General features: G+C 63.8%; 26 protein-coding genes. 14 read left to right on the forward strand and 12 right to left on the reverse strand.

Translation table 11 applies throughout. From position 1 onward, the window contains the following. Positions 1–148: 148 nt before the first annotated feature. The 3 genes from LOY42_RS00150 to betC all read right to left on the reverse strand — a co-directional run bounded on the left by LOY42_RS00150 (position 149) and on the right by betC (position 4,316). On the reverse strand, positions 149–1,714 hold the full coding sequence (locus LOY42_RS00150; RefSeq protein WP_139674669.1) for a SulP family inorganic anion transporter: 1,566 nt from the start codon (positions 1,712–1,714) through the stop codon (positions 149–151). Between the two features lie 146 nt (positions 1,715–1,860). Next, a complete protein-coding gene (choX, locus tag LOY42_RS00155) occupies positions 1,861–2,784 on the reverse strand; it encodes a choline ABC transporter substrate-binding protein (RefSeq protein ID WP_139674666.1) in 924 nt (307 codons plus the stop codon). 14 nt (positions 2,785–2,798) lie between these two features. Next, a complete protein-coding gene (gene betC, locus LOY42_RS00160) occupies positions 2,799–4,316 on the reverse strand; it encodes a choline-sulfatase (RefSeq protein ID WP_139674663.1) in 1,518 nt (505 codons plus the stop codon). 109 nt (positions 4,317–4,425) lie between these two features. Between betC and LOY42_RS00165 the strand changes: the two genes are divergently transcribed. Both LOY42_RS00165 and LOY42_RS00170 read left to right on the forward strand, forming a co-directional pair. After that, positions 4,426–5,322 (forward strand): choline sulfate utilization transcriptional regulator, encoded by an 897-nt coding sequence (locus LOY42_RS00165; RefSeq protein ID WP_102682983.1) that lies wholly within the window; start codon positions 4,426–4,428, stop codon positions 5,320–5,322. A 51-nt stretch (positions 5,323–5,373) separates the two neighbouring features. Beyond that, on the forward strand, positions 5,374–5,706 hold the full coding sequence (locus LOY42_RS00170; RefSeq protein ID WP_011531491.1) for a DOPA 4,5-dioxygenase family protein: 333 nt from the start codon (positions 5,374–5,376) through the stop codon (positions 5,704–5,706). Between the two features lie 74 nt (positions 5,707–5,780). On the opposite strand, the gene trpA is transcribed toward LOY42_RS00170, so the two are convergent. Both trpA and trpB read right to left on the reverse strand, forming a co-directional pair. After that, positions 5,781–6,590, reverse strand: coding sequence for a tryptophan synthase subunit alpha (trpA, locus tag LOY42_RS00175; protein ID WP_102682984.1), 810 nt, complete (start codon positions 6,588–6,590; stop codon positions 5,781–5,783). Beyond that, positions 6,587–7,804 carry a tryptophan synthase subunit beta gene (trpB, locus tag LOY42_RS00180; protein WP_139674661.1) on the reverse strand — a complete coding sequence of 406 codons (1,218 nt, stop codon included), beginning with the start codon at positions 7,802–7,804 and terminating at the stop codon, positions 6,587–6,589. Before trpB ends, trpA begins: the two co-directional genes overlap by 4 nt. Before the next feature lie 111 nt (positions 7,805–7,915). On the opposite strand from trpB, the gene LOY42_RS00185 reads away from it, so the two are divergent. Next, entirely contained in the window at positions 7,916–8,812 is an 897-nt protein-coding gene (locus LOY42_RS00185) for a LysR family transcriptional regulator (RefSeq protein ID WP_139674658.1), read from the forward strand. Here the strand turns inward: LOY42_RS00185 and LOY42_RS00190 are convergent. Next, a complete protein-coding gene (locus LOY42_RS00190) occupies positions 8,809–9,132 on the reverse strand; it encodes a YqjD family protein (protein ID WP_023632598.1) in 324 nt (107 codons plus the stop codon). The two genes, LOY42_RS00185 and LOY42_RS00190, sit on opposite strands and share 4 nt — an antisense overlap. A gap of 150 nt (positions 9,133–9,282) precedes the next feature. Here LOY42_RS00190 and LOY42_RS00195 point away from each other — a divergent pair, with 150 nt between their 5' ends. After that, positions 9,283–9,498 carry a dodecin gene (locus LOY42_RS00195; protein ID WP_102682987.1) on the forward strand — a complete coding sequence of 72 codons (216 nt, stop codon included), beginning with the start codon at positions 9,283–9,285 and terminating at the stop codon, positions 9,496–9,498. 108 nt (positions 9,499–9,606) lie between these two features. Then, positions 9,607–9,828, forward strand: coding sequence for a DUF1161 domain-containing protein (locus tag LOY42_RS00200; RefSeq protein ID WP_102682988.1), 222 nt, complete (start codon positions 9,607–9,609; stop codon positions 9,826–9,828). Positions 9,829–9,907: 79 nt separating this feature from the next. Here LOY42_RS00200 and LOY42_RS00205 read toward each other — a convergent pair whose 3' ends face one another. Next, on the reverse strand, positions 9,908–10,912 hold the full coding sequence (locus tag LOY42_RS00205) for an LLM class flavin-dependent oxidoreductase (RefSeq protein WP_139674656.1): 1,005 nt from the start codon (positions 10,910–10,912) through the stop codon (positions 9,908–9,910). A 153-nt stretch (positions 10,913–11,065) separates the two neighbouring features. On the opposite strand from LOY42_RS00205, the gene LOY42_RS00210 reads away from it, so the two are divergent. After that, positions 11,066–11,491 (forward strand): OsmC family protein, encoded by a 426-nt coding sequence (locus LOY42_RS00210; protein WP_139674653.1) that lies wholly within the window; start codon positions 11,066–11,068, stop codon positions 11,489–11,491. Positions 11,492–11,566: 75 nt separating this feature from the next. Then, complete coding sequence (locus LOY42_RS00215; RefSeq protein WP_111531929.1) at positions 11,567–11,800, forward strand: DUF1161 domain-containing protein; 234 nt, start codon at positions 11,567–11,569, stop codon at positions 11,798–11,800. Positions 11,801–11,932: 132 nt separating this feature from the next. Here LOY42_RS00215 and LOY42_RS00220 read toward each other — a convergent pair whose 3' ends face one another. Both LOY42_RS00220 and LOY42_RS00225 read right to left on the reverse strand, forming a co-directional pair. Further along, entirely contained in the window at positions 11,933–12,346 is a 414-nt protein-coding gene (locus LOY42_RS00220; protein WP_139674650.1) for a DUF2057 domain-containing protein, read from the reverse strand. Between the two features lie 55 nt (positions 12,347–12,401). Then, positions 12,402–12,815, reverse strand: a complete 414-nt coding sequence (locus tag LOY42_RS00225) for a hypothetical protein (protein ID WP_023628734.1) — start codon at positions 12,813–12,815, stop codon at positions 12,402–12,404. An 88-nt stretch (positions 12,816–12,903) separates the two neighbouring features. Between LOY42_RS00225 and LOY42_RS00230 the strand changes: the two genes are divergently transcribed. Then, entirely contained in the window at positions 12,904–14,022 is a 1,119-nt protein-coding gene (locus LOY42_RS00230; RefSeq protein WP_139674647.1) for an aminopeptidase, read from the forward strand. Between the two features lie 7 nt (positions 14,023–14,029). On the opposite strand, the gene LOY42_RS00235 is transcribed toward LOY42_RS00230, so the two are convergent. Both LOY42_RS00235 and LOY42_RS00240 read right to left on the reverse strand, forming a co-directional pair. After that, positions 14,030–14,677 (reverse strand): HAD family hydrolase, encoded by a 648-nt coding sequence (locus LOY42_RS00235; RefSeq protein ID WP_102683049.1) that lies wholly within the window; start codon positions 14,675–14,677, stop codon positions 14,030–14,032. Between the two features lie 20 nt (positions 14,678–14,697). Beyond that, positions 14,698–15,246: a gamma carbonic anhydrase family protein gene (locus LOY42_RS00240; protein WP_139674644.1), complete on the reverse strand. Its 549-nt coding sequence runs from the start codon at positions 15,244–15,246 to the stop codon at positions 14,698–14,700. Positions 15,247–15,312: 66 nt separating this feature from the next. Between LOY42_RS00240 and prlC the strand changes: the two genes are divergently transcribed. The 6 genes from prlC to LOY42_RS00270 all read left to right on the forward strand — a co-directional run bounded on the left by prlC (position 15,313) and on the right by LOY42_RS00270 (position 23,656). Then, a complete protein-coding gene (prlC, locus tag LOY42_RS00245) occupies positions 15,313–17,400 on the forward strand; it encodes an oligopeptidase A (protein ID WP_139674641.1) in 2,088 nt (695 codons plus the stop codon). After that, the gene (locus LOY42_RS00250; protein WP_046853600.1) at positions 17,397–17,678 is read left to right on the forward strand and encodes a YheV family putative zinc ribbon protein; all 282 of its coding nucleotides are present in this window, start codon (positions 17,397–17,399) and stop codon (positions 17,676–17,678) included. The genes prlC and LOY42_RS00250 overlap by 4 nt, the downstream gene beginning before the upstream one ends. A 112-nt stretch (positions 17,679–17,790) precedes the next feature. Beyond that, positions 17,791–19,785 (forward strand): M3 family metallopeptidase, encoded by a 1,995-nt coding sequence (locus LOY42_RS00255; protein WP_139674638.1) that lies wholly within the window; start codon positions 17,791–17,793, stop codon positions 19,783–19,785. 63 nt (positions 19,786–19,848) lie between these two features. Further along, on the forward strand, positions 19,849–20,904 hold the full coding sequence (locus tag LOY42_RS00260; RefSeq protein WP_177486069.1) for a PA0069 family radical SAM protein: 1,056 nt from the start codon (positions 19,849–19,851) through the stop codon (positions 20,902–20,904). 308 nt (positions 20,905–21,212) lie between these two features. Further along, positions 21,213–21,932 (forward strand): carbonic anhydrase, encoded by a 720-nt coding sequence (locus LOY42_RS00265; RefSeq protein WP_139674633.1) that lies wholly within the window; start codon positions 21,213–21,215, stop codon positions 21,930–21,932. 188 nt (positions 21,933–22,120) lie between these two features. After that, positions 22,121–23,656, forward strand: coding sequence for a SulP family inorganic anion transporter (locus LOY42_RS00270; protein WP_372241256.1), 1,536 nt, complete (start codon positions 22,121–22,123; stop codon positions 23,654–23,656). Between the two features lie 131 nt (positions 23,657–23,787). Here the strand turns inward: LOY42_RS00270 and LOY42_RS00275 are convergent, their stop codons facing one another. Beyond that, positions 23,788–24,429, reverse strand: a complete 642-nt coding sequence (locus LOY42_RS00275) for a hypothetical protein (protein ID WP_139674630.1) — start codon at positions 24,427–24,429, stop codon at positions 23,788–23,790. Positions 24,430–24,495: the final 66 nt, after the last annotated feature.

A 24,495-nucleotide genomic window follows, 5' to 3' on the forward strand; every position in this document is an offset into this window, starting at 1 on the left:
TGGGGCCGCTTTGCGGCCCTTTCGCTGGCAAGCCAGCTCCCACAGGTACCGCCTAGTCTTGAGTAAAGCGCGGTCTATGTGGGAGCTGGCTTGTCGTGGCGACGAACCGCAGCGAAAGGACTGCAAAGCAGCCCCAGGATTTCAAAGCTCATTCCTCAAATCGAATGGGACACAGTTCAACCCCCTCCAGCTTCTGCAACTCCTCCATCACCTGCGGCCTTGCCCGCTGCAACGTCAGGCTTCCGCCACTGCGCATCAACCGCCGCGCCTCGCGGTGCAACATATCCACACCCGAATAATCGATGAAGTTCACCTGCCGAGCATCGATCACCACGTGTGGCCCTTGGCAGCGCTGAAGGCGCACCTGCAGGTAATGCGCCGCGCCGAAGAAGATCGACCCCCCCACCCGCAACACATCCGCCTCTCCTTCCCGGCTCTGCTGCACCCGTGGCCGCGACGTGCGCTTGAGGTAGAAGAACAGCGACGCCAGCACCCCGGCATAGATCGCCGTCTGCAACTCCAGCAGCAGCGTCGCGGCGGCGGTCAACAGCATGACCAGGAACTCCGAGCGGCTGACCCGAAACAGCGCGCGAATGCCGCGATGGTCCACCAGCCCCCAGCAGATCAGCAGGATGCTCCCCGCCATCGCCGGGATCGGCAGGTGGGCGATCAGTCCGGCACCGGTCACCGCGAACAGCGCCACCCACAGCGCCGAGAACACCCCGGCCAGTGGCGACCGCGCACCTGCGTCGTAACTGAGGCCCGAGCGAGTGAAGGAACCTGCGGACAGGTAGCCGGAGAAAAATGCGCCGCCGATGTTCGACAATCCTTGTGCGCGGATTTCCTGGTCAGGGTCGATCAGTTGCTCCGAACGTGCCGACAACGAGCGGGCAATCGACAGGCTGGTGACCAGCCCCAGCATGCCTACCGCCACGGCGCTTGGCAGCAGGCGCAGCATCAGCTCCACATCCAGCAGAGGCAGCGGGCTGAAGGGCGGGAGCTGCCCGATGAACGCAGCCACCCTGGGCACATGGCCGAAAACGCCGGGTAATAGCCAGGCCACCAGGCTGACCAGCAGCAGGCTTATCAACAGGCTTGGCCAGCGCGGGCGCCAAAGTTTCAACGCGATACCGAACACCAGTGTGGCCAGGCCCAGGGCCAGAGACGGCAGGTCCACTTCGCCGACATGGCCGGCCAGATCCTGCACGGTCTTCAACGCCGTGGCCTGGCTCGGCAGGTCCATCCCCAGCAGGTTCGGTAACTGCCCAAGGGCGATGACGATGGCGGCGCCGAGGGTAAAGCCCAGCACCACCGAGTGGGAAACGAAATTGACCAGCGCACCGAAGCGCAACAGCCCCAGCAGCAACTGGAAGATGCCGCCGAGGAAGGTCAGCAGCAGTACCAAGGTTACATAGTCGGCGCTGCCGGCCACGGCCAGGGGGCTGATGCTGGCGTAGAGGACGATGGAGATGGCGGCCGTGGGCCCGCAGATCAGGTGCCAGGACGAGCCCCACAGGCAGGCGATCAGCACTGGGACGATGGCGGCGTACAGGCCGTACTCGGCGGGCAGGCCGGCGATCAGGGCGTAGGCGATGGACTGCGGCAGGGCGAGGATGGCGCCGCTCAGGCCCACCAGCAGGTCCTGGCGCAGGCTGCGGCCCGATTGACGGGGCAGCCAGGTGAGGAAGGGCAGCAGGTGGGTCAGGCGGGGCATGGGGCAAACTCGCTTAGGATCCGATCTTGTGTTGGCCTTGCTGGCCTCATCGCCGGCAAGCCGGCTCCCACAGTGATACCACAAGCCTCAAGACTGTCGCTGGGAGCTGGCTTGCCAGCGATGAGGCCGGAACTGGCTGCAAGGCTCTAGAGTCTGCCTGTTACGGCCTCTTGGGCGCTGCCCCCGGCTTTTGTGGTCACTCCAGCCAACCACCCTTCCAGCACCTGCGGATGGGCCTTCACCCAACTCCTGGCCGCCTCATCGAAGCTCACCTTCTTGTCCACAACCTCGGCCATGATGCTGTTCTCCATCTCCAGCGAGAACTTCAAGTTCCCCAGCAGCTTCGCCGCATTCGGGCAGGCTTGTGGATAACCTTTGCGGGTCAGGGTGTAGACATCGCCCTTGCTGCCGAACCATTTCTCCCCGCCCGTGAGGTAATGCATCTTAAGCTTCACGTTCATCGGATGCGGAGTCCAGCCAAGGAAGGTGATGAACTGCTGCTTCTTCACTGCCCGGTCCACTTGAGCGAGCATCGCCTGCTCGCTGGACTCGACCAGTTTCCACTGGCCCAGGTCGAACTCATTCTTGTCGATGATCTCTTTCAGCGACAGGTTGGCCGGCGCGCCGGAACCGATGCCGTAGAGCTTCTTGTCGAACTGCGCAGCGTGCTTTTGCAGGTCGGCGAAGTCCTTCACGCCCGCGTTCCATACGTAATCGGGCACCGCCAGGGTGAACTCGGTGCCTTCCAGGTTCTTCGCCAGCTGCTGCACATCGCCATTGGCGATGAACTTGTCATGAAAGCCCTGCTGCGCCGGCATCCAGTTGCCGAGGAAGGCATCCACCCGGCCATCCTTCAGGCCGCCGTAGATGATCGGCACGGCCAGGCTGTCGATCTTCACCTGGTAGCCCAGGCTTTCCAGGAGTAGGCGGGCGATGGCGTTGGTGCTGGCGATATCGCTCCAGCCGGGGTCGGCCATCTTCACGGTGCTGCATTGCGCGTCGCTGTCGGCGGCATGTGCCGTGCCCAGGCTCAGGGCCAGGGTGAGCACGGCGGTGGAGAACTTCTGCATGGCGGCCTCTCTTCTCAATCCAGGGGTGCGGGCTGTGGATAACGTGCCTTGCGCTCGAGGTCGTCGAGATCGATATGGTTGCGCATGTACTGTTGGCTGGCGTCCACCAACGGTTGGTGGTCCCAGCTTTCCAGCTTGCCGATGGCCAGCGCCTCGGCCACCAGGCGGCGGCGCCGTTGGCTGGCCAGCACCTGCTGGCGCAGGGCCGGGATATCCCAGCGCTGCCTGGCTTCATCGGCAAATGCCTGCAGCAGCGCCTGGTGGTCCGGGCTGCCGGTGAGGTTCTCCCGCTCGTGCGGGTCGCGGCTCAGGTCGTAGAGTAGCCATGGGTCGTCTTCGCTGTACACGAACTTGTAGGGGCCGCGGCGGATCATCATCAGCGGGCCGACCGTGCCTTCGGCCATGTACTCGCCGATTACCTCGTCGTGCCCGCCCTGCCCTTGCAGGTGGCCGAGCAGCGAGCGGCCATCCAGGTGCAGGTGGTTATCCACAGCGCCGCCCGCCAGTTCGACCAGGGTTGGCAGCAGATCGCAGGTGGACACGCTGGCGCCGATTCGCGCCGGTGCGAAGTGCTTGGGCGCATGGATCAACAGCGGCACCCGCGCCGCCATCTCGAACCAGTGCATCTTGTACCAGAGCCCGCGCTCGCCAAGCATGTCGCCGTGATCGCCCGAGAACACGATCAGGGTGTCGTCGGCCAAGCCGCACTCCTCGAGGGTCTGCAGCAGCTTGCCGATGTTGTCGTCGATGTAGCTGCAGGCGCCGAAGTAGGCGCGGCGGGCGTCGCGGATCTTGTCCACGGGCAGTGGCTTGTTCCACAGGTCGTAGACCTTGAGCAGGCGTTGCGAGTGTGGGTCCTGCTGATCCTGTGCGATTTCGTCGCGCGGCAGCGGGATATCCACAGCCTCGTACATATCCCAGTAGTGTCTGGGGATAGTGTAGGGGTCGTGCGGATGGGTCATGGAAACGGTCAGGCAGAACGGCCGGCCATCATCCTCGCGTACATGGTCGTAAAGGTACTGACGCGCCTTGAACACCACTTCCTCGTCGAAATCCAGCTGGTTGGTACGCACGCACGGCCCGGCTTGCAACACCGAGGACATGTTGTGGTACCAGCTCGGGCGGCCGTCAGGGGCGTCCCAGTTCACCGCCCAACCATAGTCGGCCGGGTAGATATCGCTGGTCAGGCGTTCTTCATAACCATGCAACTGGTCCGGCCCGCAGAAGTGCATCTTGCCTGACAGCGCGGTGCGGTAGCCAAGGCGGCGCAGGTAGTGAGCATAGGTCGGGATGTCGGCAGGAAAGTCGGCGGCGTTGTCGTACGCGCCGATGCGGCTGGGCAACTGGCCGCTGACCAAGGTGAAGCGCGACGGCGCGCAAAGCGGGCTGTTGCAGTAGGCACTGTCGAACACCACGGCCTGCTCGGCGAGGCGGGCCAGGTGGGGCATCTTGATCGGCGATGGGTTGTAGATGGGCAGCAAAGGCGCGGCCATCTGATCGGCCATGATGAACAGGATGTTGGGTCGCTTCATGGGTGCCTTCCATCGTCGAGGGTTATGGGTACCACTTGCAATCCAGCATGCGGCTGCGGATAACAGGGGTAAAGCCCATGCCGGGCAATGACTGGGATTAGCCAAGCTTATGTTCGAGCACCTTGCCGACCTGCCCCTCGACACCTTGCGAGTGTTCGAGGCCGCCGCCCGCCTGCGCAGCTTTACCGCTGCCGCCGTGGAGCTGGGCACCACCCAGCCGGCGGTGAGCCAGCAGATGAAGCGCCTGGAGGCGCAGCTGGGCACGCGGTTGTTCGACCGGATCTACCGGGGCATCGAGCTGACCGAGGCGGGGTTGCTGTTGTTCGAGCAGGTGCACCAGGGCTTGCAGGTGATGGACGATGGCGTTGCCCAAGCCAGTGGGCGCGGTCAGCGCGAGGTGCTGCAGGTGGCGACCGACTTCGCCTTTGCGGCGTTCTGGCTGATGCCACGCTTGCAGCGTTTCCACGAGGCTTATCCACAGGTGGACGTGAGCCTGGTGACCGGCGAGCGCAGCCAGGCGATGCTGCGCCCGGACATCGATGTGGCGGTGCTGTTTGGTAATGGACGCTTCCATCAGGGCGAGAGCCGCTGGCTGTTCGATGAGGAAGTTTTCCCGGTGTGCAGCCCTCGGCTGATTCATGGCAAACCCTTGTCAGCCGTGGCTTTGCAGCGATTGCCATTGCTGCATCTGAAGGGTGAGCAGGCCAGTCGCTGGTTCGATTGGGCCGGGGTTTTCCGCGGTCTTGGTGTGGACAGCCCTCCTCCGTCCGGTCAGCTGCGGTTCGACAACTACACCCTGCTGATTCAGGCCGCAATTGCCGGCCAGGGCGTGGCGATCGGCTGGGCGCACCTGGTGGACGGGCTGGTCGAGCAGGGGCTGCTGTGCCGGCCGCTGGAAGGCAGCTTGCGCTCGAAGCGGGGGTATTACGTGGTACTGCCGCCACGCAAGCGGCGTGGGGCGTTGATCGAGCGGTTTGTGGATTGGCTGGAGCAGGAGCGCCTGTAATGAGATGGCGTAGACTCCAAGATATTCGCATTACTGCAATCAGGAGCCACCGTGCAAAGGATCAAGGGCTATCACGCCCACGTGTACTACGACGCATCGACCATGGAGCAGGCCCGTGAACTATGCGAGGAGGCGACGCGGCTGTTCCCCGTGACCATGGGCCGCATGCACCAGAAACCGGTCGGGCCGCACCCGGACTGGAGCTGCCAGCTGGCGTTCGGGCCGGAGGTGGTGGGGGTGGTACTGCCGTGGCTGGCGCTGTATCGCAAGGGGCTGGTGGTGTTCCTGCACCCGGAAACCGGGGATGAACTGGCGGATCACCGCGATCATGCGATCTGGATGGGGGCGATCAGGCCGCTGGACCTGTCGATTTTCGAAGGCTAGTTGCTTGGGCCGGCAAGCTCCCACGAGTCGTGTGGGAGCCGGCTTGCCGGCGATCGAGGGCGAAGCCCTCGCGCTTAGTTGCGTGCCGCGCGCACACCTTCAGCCAGCGCCGAGCACAGGCTCAGCACATCATTCACAGCCTGGTCGGCACCCTTGGCCTGGGCGATCTTGTCGACCAGCGCCGAGCCTACCACCACGCCATCGGCCAGGCGGGCGATAGCCGCAGCCTGCTCCGGTGTACGAATGCCGAAACCAACGCTGATCGGCAGGTCGGTATGCCGACGCAGGCGCGCAATGGCCTCGGTCACATGCTCGGTGGTCGCCGAGCCCGCACCGGTCACGCCGGCCACCGACACGTAGTAGACGAACCCGGAACTGCGCTCCAGCACGCGCGGCAGGCGCGCGTCGTCGGTGGTCGGGGTGGTCAGGCGGATGAAGTCGATGCCGGCGGCCTGGGCCGGGGTAGCCAGCTCGGCGTCGTGCTCCGGCGGCAGGTCGACGATGATCAGGCCATCGACACCAGCTTCCTTGGCTTCGGCGACGAACTGCTCCACGCCGAAGCGATGGATCGGGTTGTAGTAACCCATCAGCACGATCGGGGTGGTTTGGTTCTCCACACGGAATTCACGCACCATTTTCAGGGTCTTGGCCAGGGTCTGGCCAGCTTCCAGGGCGCGCAGGGTGGCGAGCTGGATGGCCACGCCGTCGGCCATCGGGTCGGTGAACGGCATGCCCAGCTCGATCACGTCGGCACCGGCGGCCGGCAGGCCCTTGAGGATTTGCAGCGAGGCATCGTAGCCGGGGTCGCCAGCGGTAACGAAGGTGACCAGTGCCGAGCGGCCTTCGGCCTTGAGATCGGCGAAGCGTTGTTCGAGACGGCTCATGCCTGTTTCTCCTGGGCGGCCATGTGGTTCATCACGGTTTGCATGTCCTTGTCGCCGCGACCGGACAGGCAGATCACCATCAGGTGGTCCTTGGGCAGCGTCGGCGCGCGCTTGATCGCCTCGGCCAGGGCGTGGGAGCTTTCCAGCGCCGGGATGATGCCTTCCAGGCGGCAGGTGGCGTGGAAGGCGTCCAGGGCTTCCTCGTCGGTGATGCTGACGTACTCCACGCGCTTCACTTCGTGCAGGTAAGCATGCTCCGGTCCGATGCCGGGGTAGTCCAAGCCTGCAGAGATCGAGTGGGCGTCGGTGATCTGACCGTCGTCGTCCTGCAGCAGGTAAGTGCGGTTGCCATGCAGCACACCCGGAACGCCGCCGTTGAGGCTGGCCGCGTGCTTGTCGGTGTGCACGCCGTGGCCGCCGGCTTCGACGCCGATGATCTTGACGCTCGGCTCTTCGAGGAACTCGTGGAACAGGCCCATGGCGTTGGAGCCGCCGCCGACGCAGGCGATCAGGCTGTCGGGCAGGCGTCCTTCCTTCTCTTGCAACTGCGCGCGGGTCTCTTTGCCGATGATCGACTGGAAGTCGCGGACCATCGCCGGGTACGGGTGGGGACCCGCCACGGTGCCGATCAGGTAGAAGGTGTCTTCCACGTTGGTGACCCAGTCGCGCAGCGCCTCGTTCATCGCGTCCTTGAGCGTGCCGGTGCCGGCGGTGACCGGGACGATCTCGGCGCCCAGCAGCTTCATGCGGAACACGTTGGCCTGCTGGCGCTCGATGTCGGTGGCGCCCATGTAGATCACGCAGGGCAGGCCGAAGCGCGCGGCGACGGTGGCGGTGGCCACGCCGTGCATGCCGGCGCCGGTTTCGGCGATCAGGCGTTTCTTGCCCATGCGCTTGGCCAGCAGCACCTGGCCGATGCAGTTGTTCACCTTGTGCGCGCCGGTGTGGTTGAGTTCTTCACGCTTGAAGAAGATCTTGGCGCCGCCGCAGTGCTCGGTCAGGCGCTCGGCGAAGTACAGCGGGTTGGGCCGGCCGATGTAGTCGCGTTGGAAGTAGGCCAGCTCTTCAAGGAACTTGGGATCGGCCTTGGCGGCTTCGTATTCGCGGGCAAGGTCGAGCACCAGCGGCATCAGGGTTTCGGCCACGTAGCGGCCGCCGAACGAGCCGAACAGGCCGTTGGCGTCGGGGCCGGGGCGGTATTGGGTCTGGGTCATGGGGCGCTCCGTAGGCGAAGTAGAGATTCGATGGGCTTTACTCTAACCACGACGTGGCCGGCTGAAAACCGATAAGATTGCGCAAACCTGTCAGGAAAACTCACAAGTAAGATGGCTCAGGACCTTCCTCCCCTCAATGCGTTGCGGGCCTTCGAGGCGACAGCCCGGCTGAACAGTGTCAGCCAGGCAGCAGAAGCGCTTCATGTAACCCATGGCGCGGTCAGCCGGCAGATCAAGGTGCTTGAGGAGCATCTGGGGGTAGCCTTGTTCGTCAAGGACGGGCGTGGCGTCAAACTCACAGATGCCGGTGTGCGTCTGCGCGATGCCAGCTGCGAGGCCTTCGACCGGCTGCGCGGGGTCTGCGCCGAGCTTTCCCGCGCTGCCGACGAAGCGCCGTTCGTGCTCGGTTGTTCCGGCAGCTTGCTGGCGCGTTGGTTCATCCCCCGCCTGGGGCGCCTGAAAGCCGACCTGCCGGAGCTGCGCCTGCACCTGTCAGCGGGCGAAGGTGACCTTGATCCGCGACGCCCGGGGCTGGACGCACTGCTGGTTTACGCAGAGCCACCGTGGCCGGCGGACATGCAGGTGCATGTGCTCGCCGAAGAGCGCATCGGCCCGGTGATGAGCCCGCGCTTTGACGCTTTCGACCGTTTGAAAGCCTTGCCAGCCGTGGCTTTGCAGCATGTTGCCGTACTCCATACGACCTCGCGGCCGCAGGCTTGGCCTACCTGGGCGCGAGAGCATGGGCTGGCGCCCGAGGCGCTGAGCTACGGGCAAGCCTTCGAGCATCTCTACTACTTGCTGGAAGCAGCGGTAGCCGGGCTGGGTGTGGCCATCGCCCCGCAACCGCTGGTGGCGGACGACTTGAAGGCTGGGCGGTTGGCCGCGCCATGGGGTTTTTCCCCCACCAATGCGGCATTGGCCTTGTGGGTACCCCGGCGCGCCGCGGACGGCCGCGCCGAGCAACTGGCGCAATGGCTGCGCCAGGAGCTGCAGCGACAGACGGGTTAGTTGCGGCGGCACATCAGGTAGGCGGCCAGCAGGCCCAGGGCGCCCACCGCGACACCTGCGGTGGTCCAGGGGTGTTCCTGGGCGTAGTCGCGGGTGGCTACACCGGTTTCGCGGGTGCGGGTCTTCACTTCCTCATAGGCATCGCTGAGCAGGCTGCGTGAGTGCTTGAGGGCGCTTTCGGCGTTGCCGCGCAGCGTCTTCATGGTCTTCTGCGTTTCTTCCGACGCATCGTGCTTGAGGCCTTCCAGAGTCTTGAGGAGGCTTTCGATCTCGGCTTCCATGCTTTCCAGTGAGGTTTTGCGCAACGCATTGCGTGCCATGTCGACTCTCCTTGCTGAGTGGGGATGTACAGGTTGCGACTGCGCAGCTGGGTGAAAGTGCGATCGAACTTTCCCCTGCGGCGATCGCTCGCAGGTAAACCGGGCCTGTGCTGCTAGGCTCAAGCCACTACCCACTCAAGGAGAGCGCTCATGTCGGATCACCACACCTACAAGAAGATCGAGCTGGTCGGGTCCTCGCCCACCAGCATCGAAGAAGCGATCAACAATGCCCTGGCCGAGGCCGGCAAGAGCATCAAGCACCTGGAATGGTTCGAAGTGATCGATACCCGCGGACATATCCGTGACAACCAGGCCGCGCATTTCCAGGTGACGCTGAAGGTTGGGTTCCGCATCGCCAACAGCTGAAACCAAGCTGGGCTAGGCTTGCCCGGCGTGTTGAGGTATCAAGGTTAAGGTTGCAGGGCGCGTGCTTCGCGCCCTTTTGGTCTTTGATCTGTACAAGGAAAGCGATCGATGAAGAAATTGATTCTGGCCGTGGGCCTGATGGTGTTGGCTGGCGGCGCGATGGCGGCGGGCAAGCCGTGCGAGGAACTCAAGGCTGAGATTGCGGCGAAGCTGGATGCCAAGGGTGTGAAGGGCTACAAGCTTACGATCGCACCCAAAGGTGATCCTGCCGACAAGGTGGTGGGTACCTGCGAGGGCGGTACCAAGGTCATCGCCTACAGCCGTGATTAGTAGCTGTACCGCGGGACAAGGCCGCTACCCACAAAGGCTCTGCTAGTCCTGTGGGAGTGGGCTTGCCCCGCGATTGATTTCACTCGTCCTTGAGCGCCTGCGCCATCAGCTCATAGGACTTGATACGGTCGGTGTGCTCATACAGGTCACTGGTAAAGATCAGCTCGTCCGCCCCTGTCTGCTCCAGCAATATCTCGACCTTCGCCCGCACCTTCTGCGGGCTGCCGATCATCGCCAGGCCCAGGAAGCTGCTCACCGCATCACGTTCATGGGGCAGCCAAAGACCATTCATGCTCTCGACGGGCGGGCGCTGCATCAGGCTCTGGCCACGGATCAGCGCAAGGATGCGCTGGTACACCGAGGTGGCCAGGTATTCGGCCTTTTCGTCGGTTTCAGCCACCACCATCGGAATGCCCAGCATCACGTAAGGCTTGTCCAGCGTCGTCGACGGTTTGAAATGGTCGCGATAGATGCGGATCGCCTCGTGCATGTAGCGCGGCGCGAAATGCGAAGCAAAGGCGTAGGGCATGCCGCGCATGCCGGCGAGCTGGGCACTGAACAGGCTGGAGCCGAGCAGCCACATGGGTACCTCGGTGTCGTGGCCGGGCACGGCGATGACTTTCTGGTCGTCGGTGCGCGGGCCCAGGTAGCGCGACAGTTCCTCGACATCGTCCGGAAAGTCGTCGGCGCTGCCGGAGCGCTCGCGGCGCAAGGCGCGGGCGGTCATCTGGTCGGAACCGGGCGCGCGGCCCAGGCCCAGGTCGATGCGGCCTGGGTACAGGCTGGCGAGGGTGCCGAACTGTTCGGCGATCACCAGCGGTGCGTGGTTAGGCAGCATCACCCCACCAGAGCCGATGCGGATGGTCGAGGTACCACCGGCGAGGTAACCGATCAGCACGGCGGTGGCCGAGCTGGCGATACCGTCCATGTTGTGATGCTCGGCGACCCAGAAGCGGTTGTAGCCGAAACGCTCGACATGTTGCGCCAGGTCGAGCGAATTGCGCAGCGATTGCGCCGGACTGCCGTCGGCGCGCACGGGCACCAGGTCGAGGGTGGAAATCTTCAGGTCTCGCAGGTGCGTCATTGGAGCCTCCGCTACAGGTGGTTGGCCATGGGCCTTCTCGTCTCTGTATGGGCATATTCGCTGGATTCAATGCCTTCTTACAGATTGATCTGAACTTGGCGTGGGCCTGGTCCTCAGAACCTTAGACACCCCAACCCTGTGACAGGAGGCAGCATGAAGAAGACAGCATCGGCGGTCTGGCAAGGTGGCCTGAAGGACGGCAAGGGCCAGATCTCCACTGAAAGCGGCGCGCTCAAGCAAGCGCCCTACGGCTTCAACACCCGCTTCGAAGGCACGCCCGGGACCAACCCGGAGGAGCTGATCGGCGCTGCCCATGCTGGCTGCTTCTCAATGGCGTTGTCGATGATGTTGGGCGAGGCGGGATTCACGCCTGAACGAATTGACACTCACGCCGAGGTGAGCCTGGACAAGCAGACCGATGGCTTTGCCATCACCGCCGTTCACCTGACCCTCAAGGCCACCGTGCCTGGGGCCAGCGAGGCGCAGTTCCAGGAGATCGCCAACAAGGCCAAGGCTGGCTGTCCGGTGTCCAAGGTGCTGAACGCGACCATCAGCCTGGATGCCACCCTGCTTTCCTAGGCGGCGCAACGGCGGCGGTTTCCTGTAGTCTAACCAGCGTTGGCAGCTCGTCTGCCCTGCCTCAGGAGCCGTTCCATGATCCGCGTAGCATTTGGTGTGCTGGCTTCCCTGCTGGCCACCGCCGCACTGGCCGCGCCCAAGCCGTGCGAGGAACTGAAGGCCGAGATCGAAGCGAAGATCCAGGCGCGCGGGGTGACGTCCTACACGCTGGAGATAGTGCCCAACAGCGAAGTCCATGACCGGAGCATGGTCGTGGGAAGTTGTGAGGGTGGAACCAAGAAGATCATTTATCAAAAGAATGATCGGTAACACACGGGCCGCGTTGCGGCCCATCGCCGGCAAGCCGGCTCCCACATGGATTGCGTCATTCTCCAGGTCGGCGCCATGACTGTGGGAGCCGGCTTGCCGGCGAAAGGGCTGCGCAGCAGCCCCGTGGTTCGATCAAGGAATACAGGTGACGTTGCTCGGCTCGTTCACGACCACCTTGCGGCTGGCGTCGTACAACAGCACCTGCGGCTGCATCGCCGGAGCCCGGGCCTCCAGGCGGTAACGCTCGCCCGCCTTGAAATCGTTGTAGCGCACGGTCAGGTAGCAGGTCCGCTCGGTCGGGTCGGTACTGAAGCCACCGGCGTAGATCTCGTAGTCGAAACGCACCACCAGTTCGTGCCGGCCCGGCGTCACCTGAAAGTAGCGGCCATCGTCCAGGCGCTTGCCGTCCAGGCGGTCGGCCATGAGGGTGCGACCGGGGGTGATGGTGTACATGTCGATCCAGGCCTTGCCGGGGTCGGCGGGGGGCAAGGGGCTGGCGCAAGCCCCCAAAGCACTGAGGGTCATCAGCATCATGGGCTGGCGCATGGTGAAACTCCCGCTCGCGGTTCACAGGCTACAAGCATAGCGCCGTTCGCGGTGTTCAGGTGCGCTGGCAGCCTGCCGGCTCGCCCTGGCCGATCAGCTTCTGGCGCTGGTCGTAGAGTTTGATCCACGGCCGGAAGCCGATGCTGCCGGCTTGCATCTGGTAGCGCTGGCCGGCAGTGAAGTCCTTGAAGGTGAGGTTGAGCTGGCAGTCGCGCCACAGCGGCTCCTCCACCGGGCCGATGTTGCTGGGCGTCACGGCGAACTGGTAGCGCACGGTCAGTTCATGGTTGCCGGGTTGTACCTCGAAATAGCGGCTGTCGGCCCAGTCGCGCTCATCCACTTGCAGGGCGTGCAGCGAATCGTTGTCACCCGGTGCCAGGTCTACCCAGGCCTGATTCGGGTCCGGGTCGGGCAAGGTGGAACACCCGGACAACAGCACGAGCGTGCCGACGGCAAACAGTGTACGCATGGCAAAGCTTCCCCTTGGCGAGATAGTCTTGGTCGCATTCGGCCGACTAGCGAGATAGACAGCCTCGATGTTTGGACTTTTTCTTTTCATGCGCTGCAGCCGTCGGGCTCTCGACCGCGTTTTCACCCGGTTTGTTCCCGTGACGCTGGCTGTCCTGCTGAGCGGTTGCTCCAGCGTGAGCTATTACGGTCAGCTGGCCGAAGGGCAATGGCAGCTGTTGCGGGCACGCCAGCCGCTGGATCGGGTGATTGCAGACCCTGCCACCAGCCCGGCCTTGCGTCAGCGCCTGTTGTTCGCCGAAAAAGCCCGGGCGTTCGCCAGCACGCAACTGAAGTTGCCGGACAACGGCAGTTATCGGGTGTATGCCGATCTCGGCCGGCCATACGTGGTGTGGAACGTGTTCGCCACCCCGGAGCTGTCATTGCAGCCGGTGACCCATTGTTTCCCCATCGCCGGTTGCGTGGCCTATCGTGGCTACTACCGCCAGGGTGCCGCCCGCGGAGCGGCGGCGCTGATGCGCCAGGAGGGGCTGGATGTCTATGTCGGGGGCGTGGAGGCCTACTCCACCCTGGGCTGGTTCGACGACCCGATTCTTTCGACCATGACCGGCTGGGGCGAGGAGCGCCTGGCCACGGTGATTTTCCATGAGCTGGCGCATCAGCGCTTCTACGTTCCGGACGATACCGAGTTCAACGAATCGTTCGCATCGTTCGTCGAGCAGGAAGGCACCCGGCAATGGCGCGCGGCGCGCGGGTTGGCGGCGGTCGAGGAGCATGGCGCCGGGCAACGCGACGCCTTCATACGTCTGGTGCTGGCCAGCCGCGAGCGCCTGCAGGCGATCTATGCCGGGCCGCTGGATGCGGCGGGCAAGCGGACGGCCAAGCAGGCGGAGTTCGAACGGTTGCGGCGCGAATACCGAGAGGTGCGGGATCGGGATTGGGCGGGGGATCGGCGTTTCGATGCCTGGATGTACGGGCCGATGAACAATGCGAAGTTGTTGCCGTTTGGCCTGTATGACCAGTGGGTGCCGGCTTTTTCGCAGTTGTTCAAAGAGGTTGGTGGGGATTGGCAGCGGTTTTATGAGCGGGTGGAGGCGCTTGGGCGGTTGCCGATCGAACAGCGCAAATTGGCGTTGGCAGCGCTGGCCTCATCGCGGGGCAAGCCCGCTCCCACGACAGCTCGTGGGGGCGGGCCTGATCTGCGATAAAGCTTGATTAGCGCACGAATGCCTGGTGCAGCTCGGCCAGCGTCTCGAAGTGGAACGCCGGCGCCTCGGCCTCCAGTTCCTCACGGCTGCCGAATCCGTATCCCACCGCCACCGCCTGCAAACCGTTGCTGCGCGCACCGATCAGGTCATGCTTGCGATCCCCGATCATCAAGGTCTGCGTCGGATCCAGCCCCTCCTCGTCCAGCAGGTGGCGAATCAGCTCCACCTTGTTGGTCCGCGTGCCATCGAGCTCGCTGCCGTAGATCACCTTGAAGTGATGGTCGAAGGCGAAATGCCGGGCGATTTCGCGGGCGAACTCCCAGGGTTTGGAGGTGGCGATGTACAGGGTGCGGCCCTGGCCATTGAGCGCTTGCAGCAACTCGGGCACGCCGTCGAACACTAGATTCTCGTAAAGCCCGGTTACCTTGAAGCGCTCCCGGTAGTAGTTCACCGCGTCCCAGGCCTTGGCCTCGTCGAAGGCATAGAACTGCATGAACGCCTGCAGCAAGGGCGGGCCGATGAAGTGCTCGAGGCGAGCAAGGTCCGGCTCATCGATGCCCAGCTTGGCCAGGGCGTACTGGATCGAGCGGGTGATGCCCAGGCGCGGGTCGGTCAGGGTGCCGTCGAGGTCGAAGAGGATGTTTTGCTGGTGCATGGTGTTCTCTGCAGTCGAATTCATTCCGGGCGGTCGTAGCCTTCGGCCAGGTGCTGGTCCTTGAGCTTGACGTAGTTGCCGGCGCTGTAGGGGAAGAACGCGTGTTCCTGCTCGCTCAGCAGGCGCACCTGCTTCACCGGGCTGCCCATGTACAGGTAGCCGCTGACCAGGCGTTTGCCGGGTGGCACCAGGCTGCCGGCGCCGATGATCACTTCGTCCTCGACGATGGCGCCGTCCATGATGGTGCTGCCCATGCCGACCAGGATGCGATTGCCCAGGGTACAGCCATGCAGCATGACTTTGTGACCGATGGTCACCTCGTCGCCTATGATCAGTGGGTAGCCATCGGGGTTGAAGGGCCCGGCGTGGGTGATGTGCAGCACGCTGCCGTCCTGCACGCTGGTGCGCGCGCCGATACGGATGCGGTGCATGTCGCCGCGCACCACGGTCAACGGCCAGATCGAGCTGTCCTCGCCGATCTCGACGTCGCCGATGACCACCGCCGAACGGTCGACGAAGGCCCGTGTTCCCACTTTCGGCGTGTGTTCCCGAAACGTGCGGATGGCCATGATAGTGTTCCTCTGCAATGCCGATAGGCAGGCTGCCTGCTGCGGTCGGCGTCGATTGTAATTAAGATGGTCCCGTGTTTCTCCTGCCAAGGTACCCGAACCGTGAGTGCGAACAACCCGCTGCTGCAGTCCCATGATCTGCCGCCCTTCTCCGCGATTCGCGCCGAGCATGTGCTGCCGGCGATCGAGCAGATCCTCGCCGACAACCGCAAGGCCATCGCCGAGATCCTCGAAAAGCAGGGCAAGAACCCGACCTGGGCCGGCCTGGTGCTGGCGATGGACGAACTCAACGATCGCCTGGGCGCCGCCTGGAGCCCGGTCAGCCACCTCAACGCGGTGTGCAACAGCCAGGAACTGCGCGAGGCCTACGAGTCGTGCCTGCCGGCCCTGAGCGCCTATTCCACCGAACTGGGCCAGAACCGTGCCCTGTTCGAAGCGTATGAAGCCCTGGCCGCCAGCCCTGAAGCCGCCAGCTTCGACGTGGCGCAGAAGACCATCATCGACCACGCTCTGCGCGATTTCCGCCTGTCGGGCATCGACTTGCCGGCCGACAAGCAGCAGCGCTACGCCGAGGTGCAGAGCAAGCTCAGCGAACTGGGCAGCCGCTTCTCCAACCAGCTGCTCGACGCCACCCAGGCCTGGACCAAGCACGTCACCGACGAAGCCGCGCTGGCCGGCCTGACCGACTCGGCCAAGGCGCAGATGGCCGCCGCAGCGCAGGCCAAGGGCCTGGACGGCTGGCTGATCACCCTGGAGTTCCCCAGCTACTACGCAGTGATGACCTACGCCAGCGACCGCGCCCTGCGCGAAGAGCTGTATGCCGCTTACTGCACCCGTGCCTCCGACCAGGGCCCGAATGCCGGCCAGTTCGACAACGGCCCGGTGATGGAAGAGATCCTCGACCTGCGCCAGGAACTGGCCGGGCTGCTGGGTTACAAGAACTTCGCCGAGCTGAGCCTGGCCACCAAGATGGCCGAATCCAGCGACCAGGTGCTGAGTTTCCTGCGTGACCTGGCCAAGCGTTCCAAGCCATTTGCCGCCCAGGACCTGGAGCAGCTCAAGGCCTATGCGGCCGAGCAAGGCACCCCCGAGCTGGCCAGCTGGGACGCCGGGTACTTCGGCGAGAAGCTGCGCGAGCAGCGCTACAGCGTGTCCCAGGAAGCGCTGCGCGCCTACTTCCCGATCGACAAGGTGCTGTCCGGCCTGTTCGTTATCGTGCAGCGCCTGTACGGTATCGAGATCAATGAGCTCAAGGGCTTCGATAGCTGGCACCCGGACGTGCGCCTGTTCGAGATCAAGGAAAACGGCCAGCACGTCGGCCGCTTCTTCTTCGACCTCTATGCCCGCGCCAACAAGCGTGGCGGTGCCTGGATGGATGGCGCCCGCGACCATCGCCGCACCGCCAATGGCAGCCTGCAGAGCCCGGTGGCCAACCTGGTGTGCAACTTCACCCCCGCCACGCCCGGCAAGCCCGCGCTGCTTACCCACGACGAAGTCACCACCCTGTTCCACGAGTTCGGGCACGGCCTGCACCACCTGCTGACCCGTATCGAGCATGCCGGTGTGTCCGGCATCAACGGCGTGGCCTGGGACGCGGTGGAGCTGCCGAGCCAGTTCATGGAGAACTGGTGCTGGGAGCCCGAGGGCCTGGCGCTGATCTCTGGCCACTACGAGACCGGTGAGGCATTGCCCCAGGACCTGCTGGACAAGATGCTCGCGGCGAAGAACTTCCAGTCCGGCATGATGATGGTGCGCCAGCTGGAGTTCTCGCTGTTCGACTTCGAGCTGCACGCCACCCATGGCGACGGCCGCAGCGTGCTGCAGGTGCTCGAGGGCGTGCGTGACGAGGTCACGGTGATGCGTCCGCCGGCCTACAACCGCTTCCCCAACAGCTTCGCGCACATCTTCGCCGGCGGTTATGCGGCGGGTTACTACAGCTACAAGTGGGCTGAAGTGCTGTCGGCCGACGCCTTCTCGCGCTTTGAGGAAGAAGGTGTGCTCAACGCCGAGACCGGCCGCGCCTTCCGCGAAGCCATCCTGGCCCGTGGCGGTTCCCGCGAGCCGATGGTGCTGTTCGTCGACTTCCGTGGCCGCGAGCCTTCCATCGATGCATTGTTGCGCCACAGCGGCCTCACCGAGGACGCGGCGGCATGAGTGAGGTAGCCGTGAGCAAGAGCAAGCGACGCTTCATCGCCGGGGCGGTTTGCCCGGCGTGCAGCGAGATGGACAAGCTGATGATGTGGAACGAGGACGGTGTGCCGCACCGTGAGTGCGTGGCCTGTGGGTTCACTGACACCCTGAACGAACAAGGCCTGTCGGTACCCAGCGAGCTCGGCACCCGGGTCAATCACCTGGCGCCGAAAGCGCCGCCGGCCAAGGTGCAGACCGTGCAGTTCTTCCCCAATCCGAAGCTGAAGAAGCCTTCGGAATAACGATCTTTCGGGCGCCCTGGGACGCTCTTTGGGCTCAGGGTAGATATTGCTGCCTGTCCCGCTTGGGTGGGTCACTAAGGTGTAGGTCCCTTGACCCGCACCGAGGTGCACGATGACCCACCCATTCGTTTTTCTTCCTGGCGGGCTGCTTGATTACGCGTCGTTGCGGCCCGAGCAGCTCGAACCGGCCGTTCGCCAGATTCATGATGCCAACCTGACAGCGCTTGAGCGGATCGTTGCCGATCAGGCGCATGTTCCTGGATGGAATGACCTGGTCCTGGCAATCGAGCGGCTCGACCAGCGGCTGGAGGACACTTTTCACTCACTGGTCCCCCTCGCTTACGAGGGCGGGGGTTGGGCCGATGCGGTGAGTGCCTGCCATGGTCTGCTCGGCGACTGGAAGCGACGTAAACATGAATGCCCGGGGCTGTTGCAGGCCTATCAACGCATCGACGAGGCGACACTCGACACTGAGCAACGTGTGGTGCTGTCGAGGATTCTCAGGGACTTTCGCCTGGGTGGCTTTCAGCTGGGGGGCGCTGAACGGGCCCAATTGCGCGCGACCGAAGCTGCCATTAGCGGGCTCGAACGGCAGTTCATGGGCAATCTGAGAGGCGCTCGAAATGCCGCGGCACGTTTATTGACCGATGAATCGCAATTGAGTGGTCTTGACGGACCGCAACGGCGACGCCTGCGGGACAACGCCCAGGAAGAGGAGCTGGATGGTTGGCTGATCGACCTGGGGGAAACGACCGTCGAGGCGATTCTCGAATCGGCTGATGATCGCTCGCTGCGTGCCTGGGTCTACCGTGCTTCCCGGTCACTGGCGACGGACCCTGACCACGACAATGCCCAGGTAATGCAAGCGCTGTTGCGTTTGCGATACGAGCGGGCCCAGCTGCTGGGCTTGGCCAACGCTGCCGAGGTCGGGCTCGAGCTGAAAGCCGCTCGTACCACAAGCGAGGTCGAAACATTCATCGACGGTCTGATCGAAGAGAACCGTCCCAGACTGCAAGCCGACCTAAAGGAACTGCAGGAGCGGGCTGACCAATTGGGGATGGGGACGCTTGAGCCTTGGGATATCGCTTATCTGACCAGGCAGCTCAGGGACGATGCTGTCGCCGGGCTGCAACTGCGTGATCGCTTTCCACTCGATACAGCCCTGACCGCTTTGCGCGAGCTGCACGAGCGATTGTTCGATATCCGCATGGTGCCGCGTGCCGTCGCGGTCTGGCACGCAGATGTGCAAGTGCTGGAGGTACGCGAAGAGGGTAGCGTGCTGGGGTACATCTACCTCGACCTTCACGCGCGTCCTGGCAAAGTGTCCTGGCCGTACTGCTACCCCATGCGTCAGCGCCATGTCGATACCGACGGTGCGCTGACATTGCCAACCACCTTGCTGTCCTGCTCCTTCGCACACGGCCCCGATGGATCTACGTCGCGCCTTGGCCACAGCGATTTGTGCAAGCTTCATCATGAATTCGGCCATGCGCTGCACCAGATTCTCGTGACCCATCGTCATCGTCGCCTCAATCGCACCCTGCCGGCGATGCTCGGCCCGGACAGCTGTGAGTTCGTTGGCATCCTGTTCGAGCAATGGTGCTGGTCCGCACCTGCTCTGCAAGGCGTCACAGCCCTCATGGCGGATACTGCCCCGGTTCCCCTGGAAGCCTTGCGGCGCTGGTTGGCGAGCCGGCGGCGGCTGCGGGGTGTGGCCGAGGCCGAGCAGCTGCGGCGTGCCTGGTTCGACTTCATCGCGCACCGCGATAGGGATGCACGTCTCGACCTGCAATACCTGGCGCGCCAGGCCAGCCATCTGGTCGGGCTCCCTGCAGCGTTCGCGCAGGAGCGTTTCGCCGAGTCTTTCGACTACCTGGTGACAGGTTATGAGGCCGGGTACTACAGCTACAAATGGGCCCAGGCGCATGCCATCGATGCGTTCACCCGTTTCGCAGCACAAGGTGTCGATCAGCGGGAGGTCGCGCGGATCATGCGGCGGGAGCTCATGACCAAGATTGCCTTGCGCGGGCTTTCCGCTTCATTCAACGCGTTCGTCGGCAGGGGGCTTTCCCTGGCGGCCTACCGTGCCTGGCATCAGCCCGCCTGACGGTACTGGCTATCGATGACGACTCATTGTACTGTACAAAAATACAGTAAATGGGTTGTCGTCATGTCTACTTCTCCCATCCGCGGCCGCGGCACCGCCAGCAACCCGCACAACCGTTTCGCCCCGAGTCGTGCGGTGGCCGAGGATGACGGGTGGTACCAAGAGGTGCCAATAACCCAGGGCACCGAGGTACGGATCGAGGTGGCGAAGACCATCATCGCGCGCAACACCTCACCCGACCTGCCTTTCGACCGTTCGATCAACCCCTATCGCGGCTGCGAGCATGGTTGCATCTACTGTTACGCCCGTCCCAGCCACGCCTACTGGGACCTCTCTCCCGGCCTGGATTTCGAAACCAAGCTGATCGCCAAGACCAACGCCGCCGAGGTGCTTGAGCAGCAGTTGAGCAAGCCTGGCTACGTCTGTGCGCCGATCAACCTGGGGTCCAACACCGACCCTTATCAGCCCATCGAGCGCGAACAACAACTGACCCGGCGCCTGCTCGAAGTTCTGCTGCGTTACCGCCACCCAGTGACCATCGTCACCAAGGGCTCGCTGGTGCTGCGCGACCTTGACCTGCTGAGCGAGCTGGCCAGCCAGCGCCTGGCACGGGTGATGATCAGCCTCACCACCCTGGACGATGAGCTCAAGCGCACCCTCGAACCACGAGCGGCCGCTCCAAAGGCGCGCCTGCGCGCAATTCGCGTGCTGCGTGAGGCCGGTGTTCCGGCGGGCGTGCTGTGTTCGCCGATGATTCCGATGATCAATGACAGCGAACTTGAGCACCTGCTGGAGGCGGCGAAGGAGGCCGGCGCGCAGAGCGCGGCGTACATGATGCTGCGCTTGCCGCTGGAGGTGGCACCGTTGTTCGAGCAGTGGCTGCACGATCACTACCCGCAGCGGGCCACGCATGTGCTGAGCCTGATTCGTCAGAGCCGGGGTGGTGAACTCTACGACAGCCGATTCGGTGCGCGGATGCGCGGTGAAGGGGTGTTCGCTGACTTGCTGGCGCAGCGCTTTCGCAAGGCGGCCAGGCGGCTGGAGTTCGAAGGGCGGGAGGACCTGGCGCTTGATTGCAGTGCCTTCTGCCCTCCCGGTGCACAGATGGCACTGTTCTAGCCAGCGGCTCGTTCAATCGTGAAGGCGAGCCCTACCTATAAGTACAACTAAAGCAACCCAACAATTTCACTCATGAAGGTTGGCAACTGATGCTTTTTTGCTATTATCCAGTGCTCCCCTCGCCTATCCAGAACGCCCGTTCTAGAGCCTGCGCAATTAAGTTTCAGTTAAGTTTCCTACGCTAGCGTGAGTCATGAGTCAGCAATGACTGTGATTATTTACCCGTGCGCGTCATCTAAATCCCCGCGTCACCCCAATCTTTCCCCGGTAACATGGAATTCACTTTCAAACCGTCAAGAGGATGAATCATGCCCGTCAAGGACCCCTCCAAGGCCGTCCCGGCTGCACCCGCCGAAAGCGCTGATGCCGCCATGAAGCATATCGTCGACGGCTTCCTGCGGTTTCACACCGAAGTCTTTCCCGAGCAGCAAGAGCTGTTCAAGAAACTGGCTACCGCGCAAAAGCCGCGGGCCATGTTCATCACCTGCGCAGACTCGCGCATCGTCCCCGAACTGATCACCCAGAGCTCGCCCGGCGACCTGTTCGTGACCCGTAACGTCGGCAACGTGGTGCCGCCCTACGGCCAGATGAACGGCGGTGTATCGAGTGCTATCGAGTACGCCGTGCTGGCGCTGGGCGTGCACCACATCATCATCTGCGGTCACTCCGACTGCGGCGCGATGCGAGCGGTGCTCAACCCGCAGTCGCTGGCGAAGATGCCGACCGTTTCCGCCTGGCTGCGCCATGCCGAGGTAGCGCGGACCGTGATCGAGGACAACTGCTCCTGCGGCAGCGAGCACGAAAGCATGCAGCTGCTGACCAAGGAAAACGTCATCGCCCAGCTGCATCACCTGCGTACCCACCCCTCGGTCGCTTCGCGCCTGGCCGCCGGGCAGCTGCATATCCATGGCTGGATCTACGACATCGAAACCAGCCAGATCGAAGCTTACGATGCCGCCAGCGACCGCTTCCTGCCGCTGACCGCGGGCGATTCGATCCCTTCTGCCACACCGAGAGGCCGCTACTAAGCGACCCCAACACGCTGAACAAGCCTTGATTGCCGGCTGCACCCGATGGGTGCGGCGCGGCCTTCGCCTGCCTTGAATCTTCCTGAATGCCGTGCCGGCAGACCCGCTGGCGGCCCACGCCTGCGCGTCGTTCAGGCTTCCCCGTGCTAGCGGCCAGCGGAATGGCCGTGAATCTAGAAAGGAGCTACATGGTGAACATGACACAGATAAAGGCGGCCCTGCCGCGTGAGTTGCTGGCCTCGGTGGTGGTCTTCCTGGTGGCCCTGCCCTTGTGCATGGGTATTGCCATCGCCTCGGGCATGCCTCCGGCGAAGGGGCTGATCACCGGGATCATCGGCGGCATCGTCGTGGGTTTCCTCGCCGGCTCGCCGTTGCAGGTCAGCGGCCCGGCGGCGGGCCTGGCGGTGCTGGTGTTCGAACTGGTGCGCCAGCATGGCGTGGCCATGCTCGGGCCGATCCTGTTGCTGGCCGGCCTGCTGCAACTGCTGGCTGGGCGCTTGCGCCTGGGTTGCTGGTTCCGGGTCACCGCGCCGGCGGTGGTGTACGGCATGCTTGCCGGGATCGGCGTGCTGATCGTGCTGTCCCAGGTGCACGTGATGTTCGACACCGCGCCCCAGCCATCGGGTGTGGATAACCTGCTGGGTTTCCCGGCGACGCTGGCCTCGGCCTTGCCGCTGGAAAGTGCAGGCGCCGGTTGGCAGGCTGGTGCGCTGGGCTTGGGCACCATCGCCATCATGTGGGGTTGGGAGCGCTGGCGCCCGCAACGCCTGCGCTTCATTCCCGGTGCCTTGCTCGGTGTGGCGGCAATGACCGCTGTCAGCTTGTGGCTGGCACTGCCGGTCAACCGCGTGCAGGTACCTGCGAACTTGTCCGAGGCCATTGACTGGCTGCGTCCGGACGACCTGCTCAAACTGGCCGACCCGACCCTGCTGGTGGCGGCCTTTGCCCTGGCCTTCATCGCCAGCGCCGAGACCTTGTTGTCCGCGGCGGCAGTCGATCGCATGCACAGTGGCCAGCGCTCGGATTTCGACCGTGAGCTGTCGGCGCAGGGTATCGGCAACATGCTCTGCGGCGTGTTTGGCGCGTTGCCGATGACCGGGGTGATCGTGCGCAGCTCGGCCAACGTCCAGGCTGGTGCGCAGACCCGCGCCTCGGCGATCCTGCATGGCCTTTGGCTGCTCGCGTTCGTCGTGGTACTGAGCAGTGTGCTGCAACAGATTCCGGTGGCCAGCCTGGCCGGCGTGCTGGTCTATACCGGGGTGAAACTGGTGGATTTCAAGGCGTTTCGAAACCTGGGCCGCTATGGGCGGATGCCGATGTTCACCTATGCGGCCACTGCCTTGGCAATCATCTTCACTGACCTGTTGACCGGCGTGCTGCTGGGCTTTGCCCTGACCCTGCTGAAACTGGCGCTGAAGGCGGCCCGGCTGAAGATCAACCTGGTGGCGCTGGCCAAGCCGGGGCACATGGAACTGCGCCTGAGCGGCGCGGCGACCTTCCTCAAGGTGCCGGCGCTGACCCAGGTGCTTGATACCGTGCCACAGGGCACCACGCTGCATGTGCCGTTGGGCAACCTGAGCTATATCGACCATTCCTGCCTGGAACTGCTGGAGGACTGGGGACGCAGCGGCGCGGCCAAGGGCTCGCGGCTGGTGTTGGAGCAGCGGCGTCTGAAGCGGCGGGTCGAGGGAAGGTTGCGGACCACGGCAGGGGTTGGCGTCTAAGAGGGCCGCCTAGCGGCCCATCGCCGGCAAGCCGGCTCCCACAATGACGGCGCCGGTATCAAACCCTGCGTTGTACTTGTGGGAGCCGGCTTGCCGGCGATGAGGCCAGTCGAAACACTCTAGATTCAAGCTCAGGCCGACTGGCTCAACTCCACGCCCAGCTGGCGCGACAGGCACGGCCAGCGTTTCCAGGCCTCTCCGGTTTCCGGGTTCGACAGCTTGTCGCGATAGCGCTCCACTGACTCCACGGCAAAGCTTTCGTCATCGAGCATCTCGTCCACCGAGTGATGCACCACCTCATCCAGCTGGTTGGCGAAGGACTCGCCGATCAGTTGGTGGGCGATCAGGTTGGCGACCGTGGTATCCACCGGGATCAGCGGCTGCTGGAAGTGGCGGATATACAGGTCGTTGACCTCCTCGACCAGGCGGTGCGCCAGATAGGCCTCGTCCAGCAGGCAATCGAGCCCGACCTGCCCCGCCATCACTGTCGGCGGCTGCAGGAAATAGGCCTCGGCAATCTTCAGCACCGGCTTGATCTGCGACTCGATGCCGGCCTCGAGGGCCACGGTGTGTGCGGCTTCGAGCAGTTCTGGAACCTCGTTGATGTAGGCGCCGACGAAGCGGGCCAAAGTACCCTGGGCGTCCTGCTGGGGTAGGTGTATCGAAGGGTGCAGGTGCGGCAGTTGCTTCTCGAGACGTTTTTTCAGTTGGCCTGTGCGGCTCTCATGTTGATGGGCGTTTTCGATCTGCTCGCGTACAGCAGCGATGTTCATGACAACTCCAGGGACAAGGCGTTACAAACGGAAGACACTAAGTTAGCTTGCTTGCGAGAATCGCTA

Origin of the sequence: Pseudomonas sp. B21-023, from assembly GCF_024749165.1 — a bacterium.
Lineage (GTDB): Bacteria > Pseudomonadota > Gammaproteobacteria > Pseudomonadales > Pseudomonadaceae > Aquipseudomonas.

Bases quoted from the DNA above. Each gene is read 5' to 3' on its own strand.
- LOY42_RS00255 (WP_139674638.1), top strand. From the start codon at position 17,791: ATGACCCACCCATTCGTTTTTCTTCCTGGCGGGCTGCTTGATTACGCG.
- LOY42_RS00265 (WP_139674633.1), top strand. From the start codon at position 21,213: ATGCCCGTCAAGGACCCCTCCAAGGCCGTCCCGGCTGCACCCGCCGAA.
- trpA (WP_102682984.1), bottom strand. From the start codon at position 6,590: ATGAGCCGTCTCGAACAACGCTTCGCCGATCTCAAGGCCGAAGGCCGC.
- LOY42_RS00230 (WP_139674647.1), top strand. From the start codon at position 12,904: ATGCGCTGCAGCCGTCGGGCTCTCGACCGCGTTTTCACCCGGTTTGTT.
- LOY42_RS00250 (WP_046853600.1), top strand. From the start codon at position 17,397: ATGAGTGAGGTAGCCGTGAGCAAGAGCAAGCGACGCTTCATCGCCGGG.
- LOY42_RS00200 (WP_102682988.1), top strand. From the start codon at position 9,607: ATGAAGAAATTGATTCTGGCCGTGGGCCTGATGGTGTTGGCTGGCGGC.
- prlC (WP_139674641.1), top strand. From the start codon at position 15,313: ATGGTCCCGTGTTTCTCCTGCCAAGGTACCCGAACCGTGAGTGCGAAC.
- choX (WP_139674666.1), bottom strand. From the start codon at position 2,784: ATGCAGAAGTTCTCCACCGCCGTGCTCACCCTGGCCCTGAGCCTGGGC.
- LOY42_RS00220 (WP_139674650.1), bottom strand. From the start codon at position 12,346: ATGCGCCAGCCCATGATGCTGATGACCCTCAGTGCTTTGGGGGCTTGC.
- LOY42_RS00225 (WP_023628734.1), bottom strand. From the start codon at position 12,815: ATGCGTACACTGTTTGCCGTCGGCACGCTCGTGCTGTTGTCCGGGTGT.
- LOY42_RS00275 (WP_139674630.1), bottom strand. From the start codon at position 24,429: ATGAACATCGCTGCTGTACGCGAGCAGATCGAAAACGCCCATCAACAT.
- LOY42_RS00205 (WP_139674656.1), bottom strand. From the start codon at position 10,912: ATGACGCACCTGCGAGACCTGAAGATTTCCACCCTCGACCTGGTGCCC.
- LOY42_RS00240 (WP_139674644.1), bottom strand. From the start codon at position 15,246: ATGGCCATCCGCACGTTTCGGGAACACACGCCGAAAGTGGGAACACGG.
- LOY42_RS00150 (WP_139674669.1), bottom strand. From the start codon at position 1,714: ATGCCCCGCCTGACCCACCTGCTGCCCTTCCTCACCTGGCTGCCCCGT.
- LOY42_RS00210 (WP_139674653.1), top strand. From the start codon at position 11,066: ATGAAGAAGACAGCATCGGCGGTCTGGCAAGGTGGCCTGAAGGACGGC.
- LOY42_RS00185 (WP_139674658.1), top strand. From the start codon at position 7,916: ATGGCTCAGGACCTTCCTCCCCTCAATGCGTTGCGGGCCTTCGAGGCG.
- betC (WP_139674663.1), bottom strand. From the start codon at position 4,316: ATGAAGCGACCCAACATCCTGTTCATCATGGCCGATCAGATGGCCGCG.
- LOY42_RS00260 (WP_177486069.1), top strand. From the start codon at position 19,849: ATGTCTACTTCTCCCATCCGCGGCCGCGGCACCGCCAGCAACCCGCAC.
- LOY42_RS00190 (WP_023632598.1), bottom strand. From the start codon at position 9,132: ATGGCACGCAATGCGTTGCGCAAAACCTCACTGGAAAGCATGGAAGCC.
- trpB (WP_139674661.1), bottom strand. From the start codon at position 7,804: ATGACCCAGACCCAATACCGCCCCGGCCCCGACGCCAACGGCCTGTTC.
- LOY42_RS00165 (WP_102682983.1), top strand. From the start codon at position 4,426: ATGTTCGAGCACCTTGCCGACCTGCCCCTCGACACCTTGCGAGTGTTC.
- LOY42_RS00195 (WP_102682987.1), top strand. From the start codon at position 9,283: ATGTCGGATCACCACACCTACAAGAAGATCGAGCTGGTCGGGTCCTCG.
- LOY42_RS00235 (WP_102683049.1), bottom strand. From the start codon at position 14,677: ATGCACCAGCAAAACATCCTCTTCGACCTCGACGGCACCCTGACCGAC.
- LOY42_RS00270 (WP_372241256.1), top strand. From the start codon at position 22,121: ATGGTGAACATGACACAGATAAAGGCGGCCCTGCCGCGTGAGTTGCTG.
- LOY42_RS00215 (WP_111531929.1), top strand. From the start codon at position 11,567: ATGATCCGCGTAGCATTTGGTGTGCTGGCTTCCCTGCTGGCCACCGCC.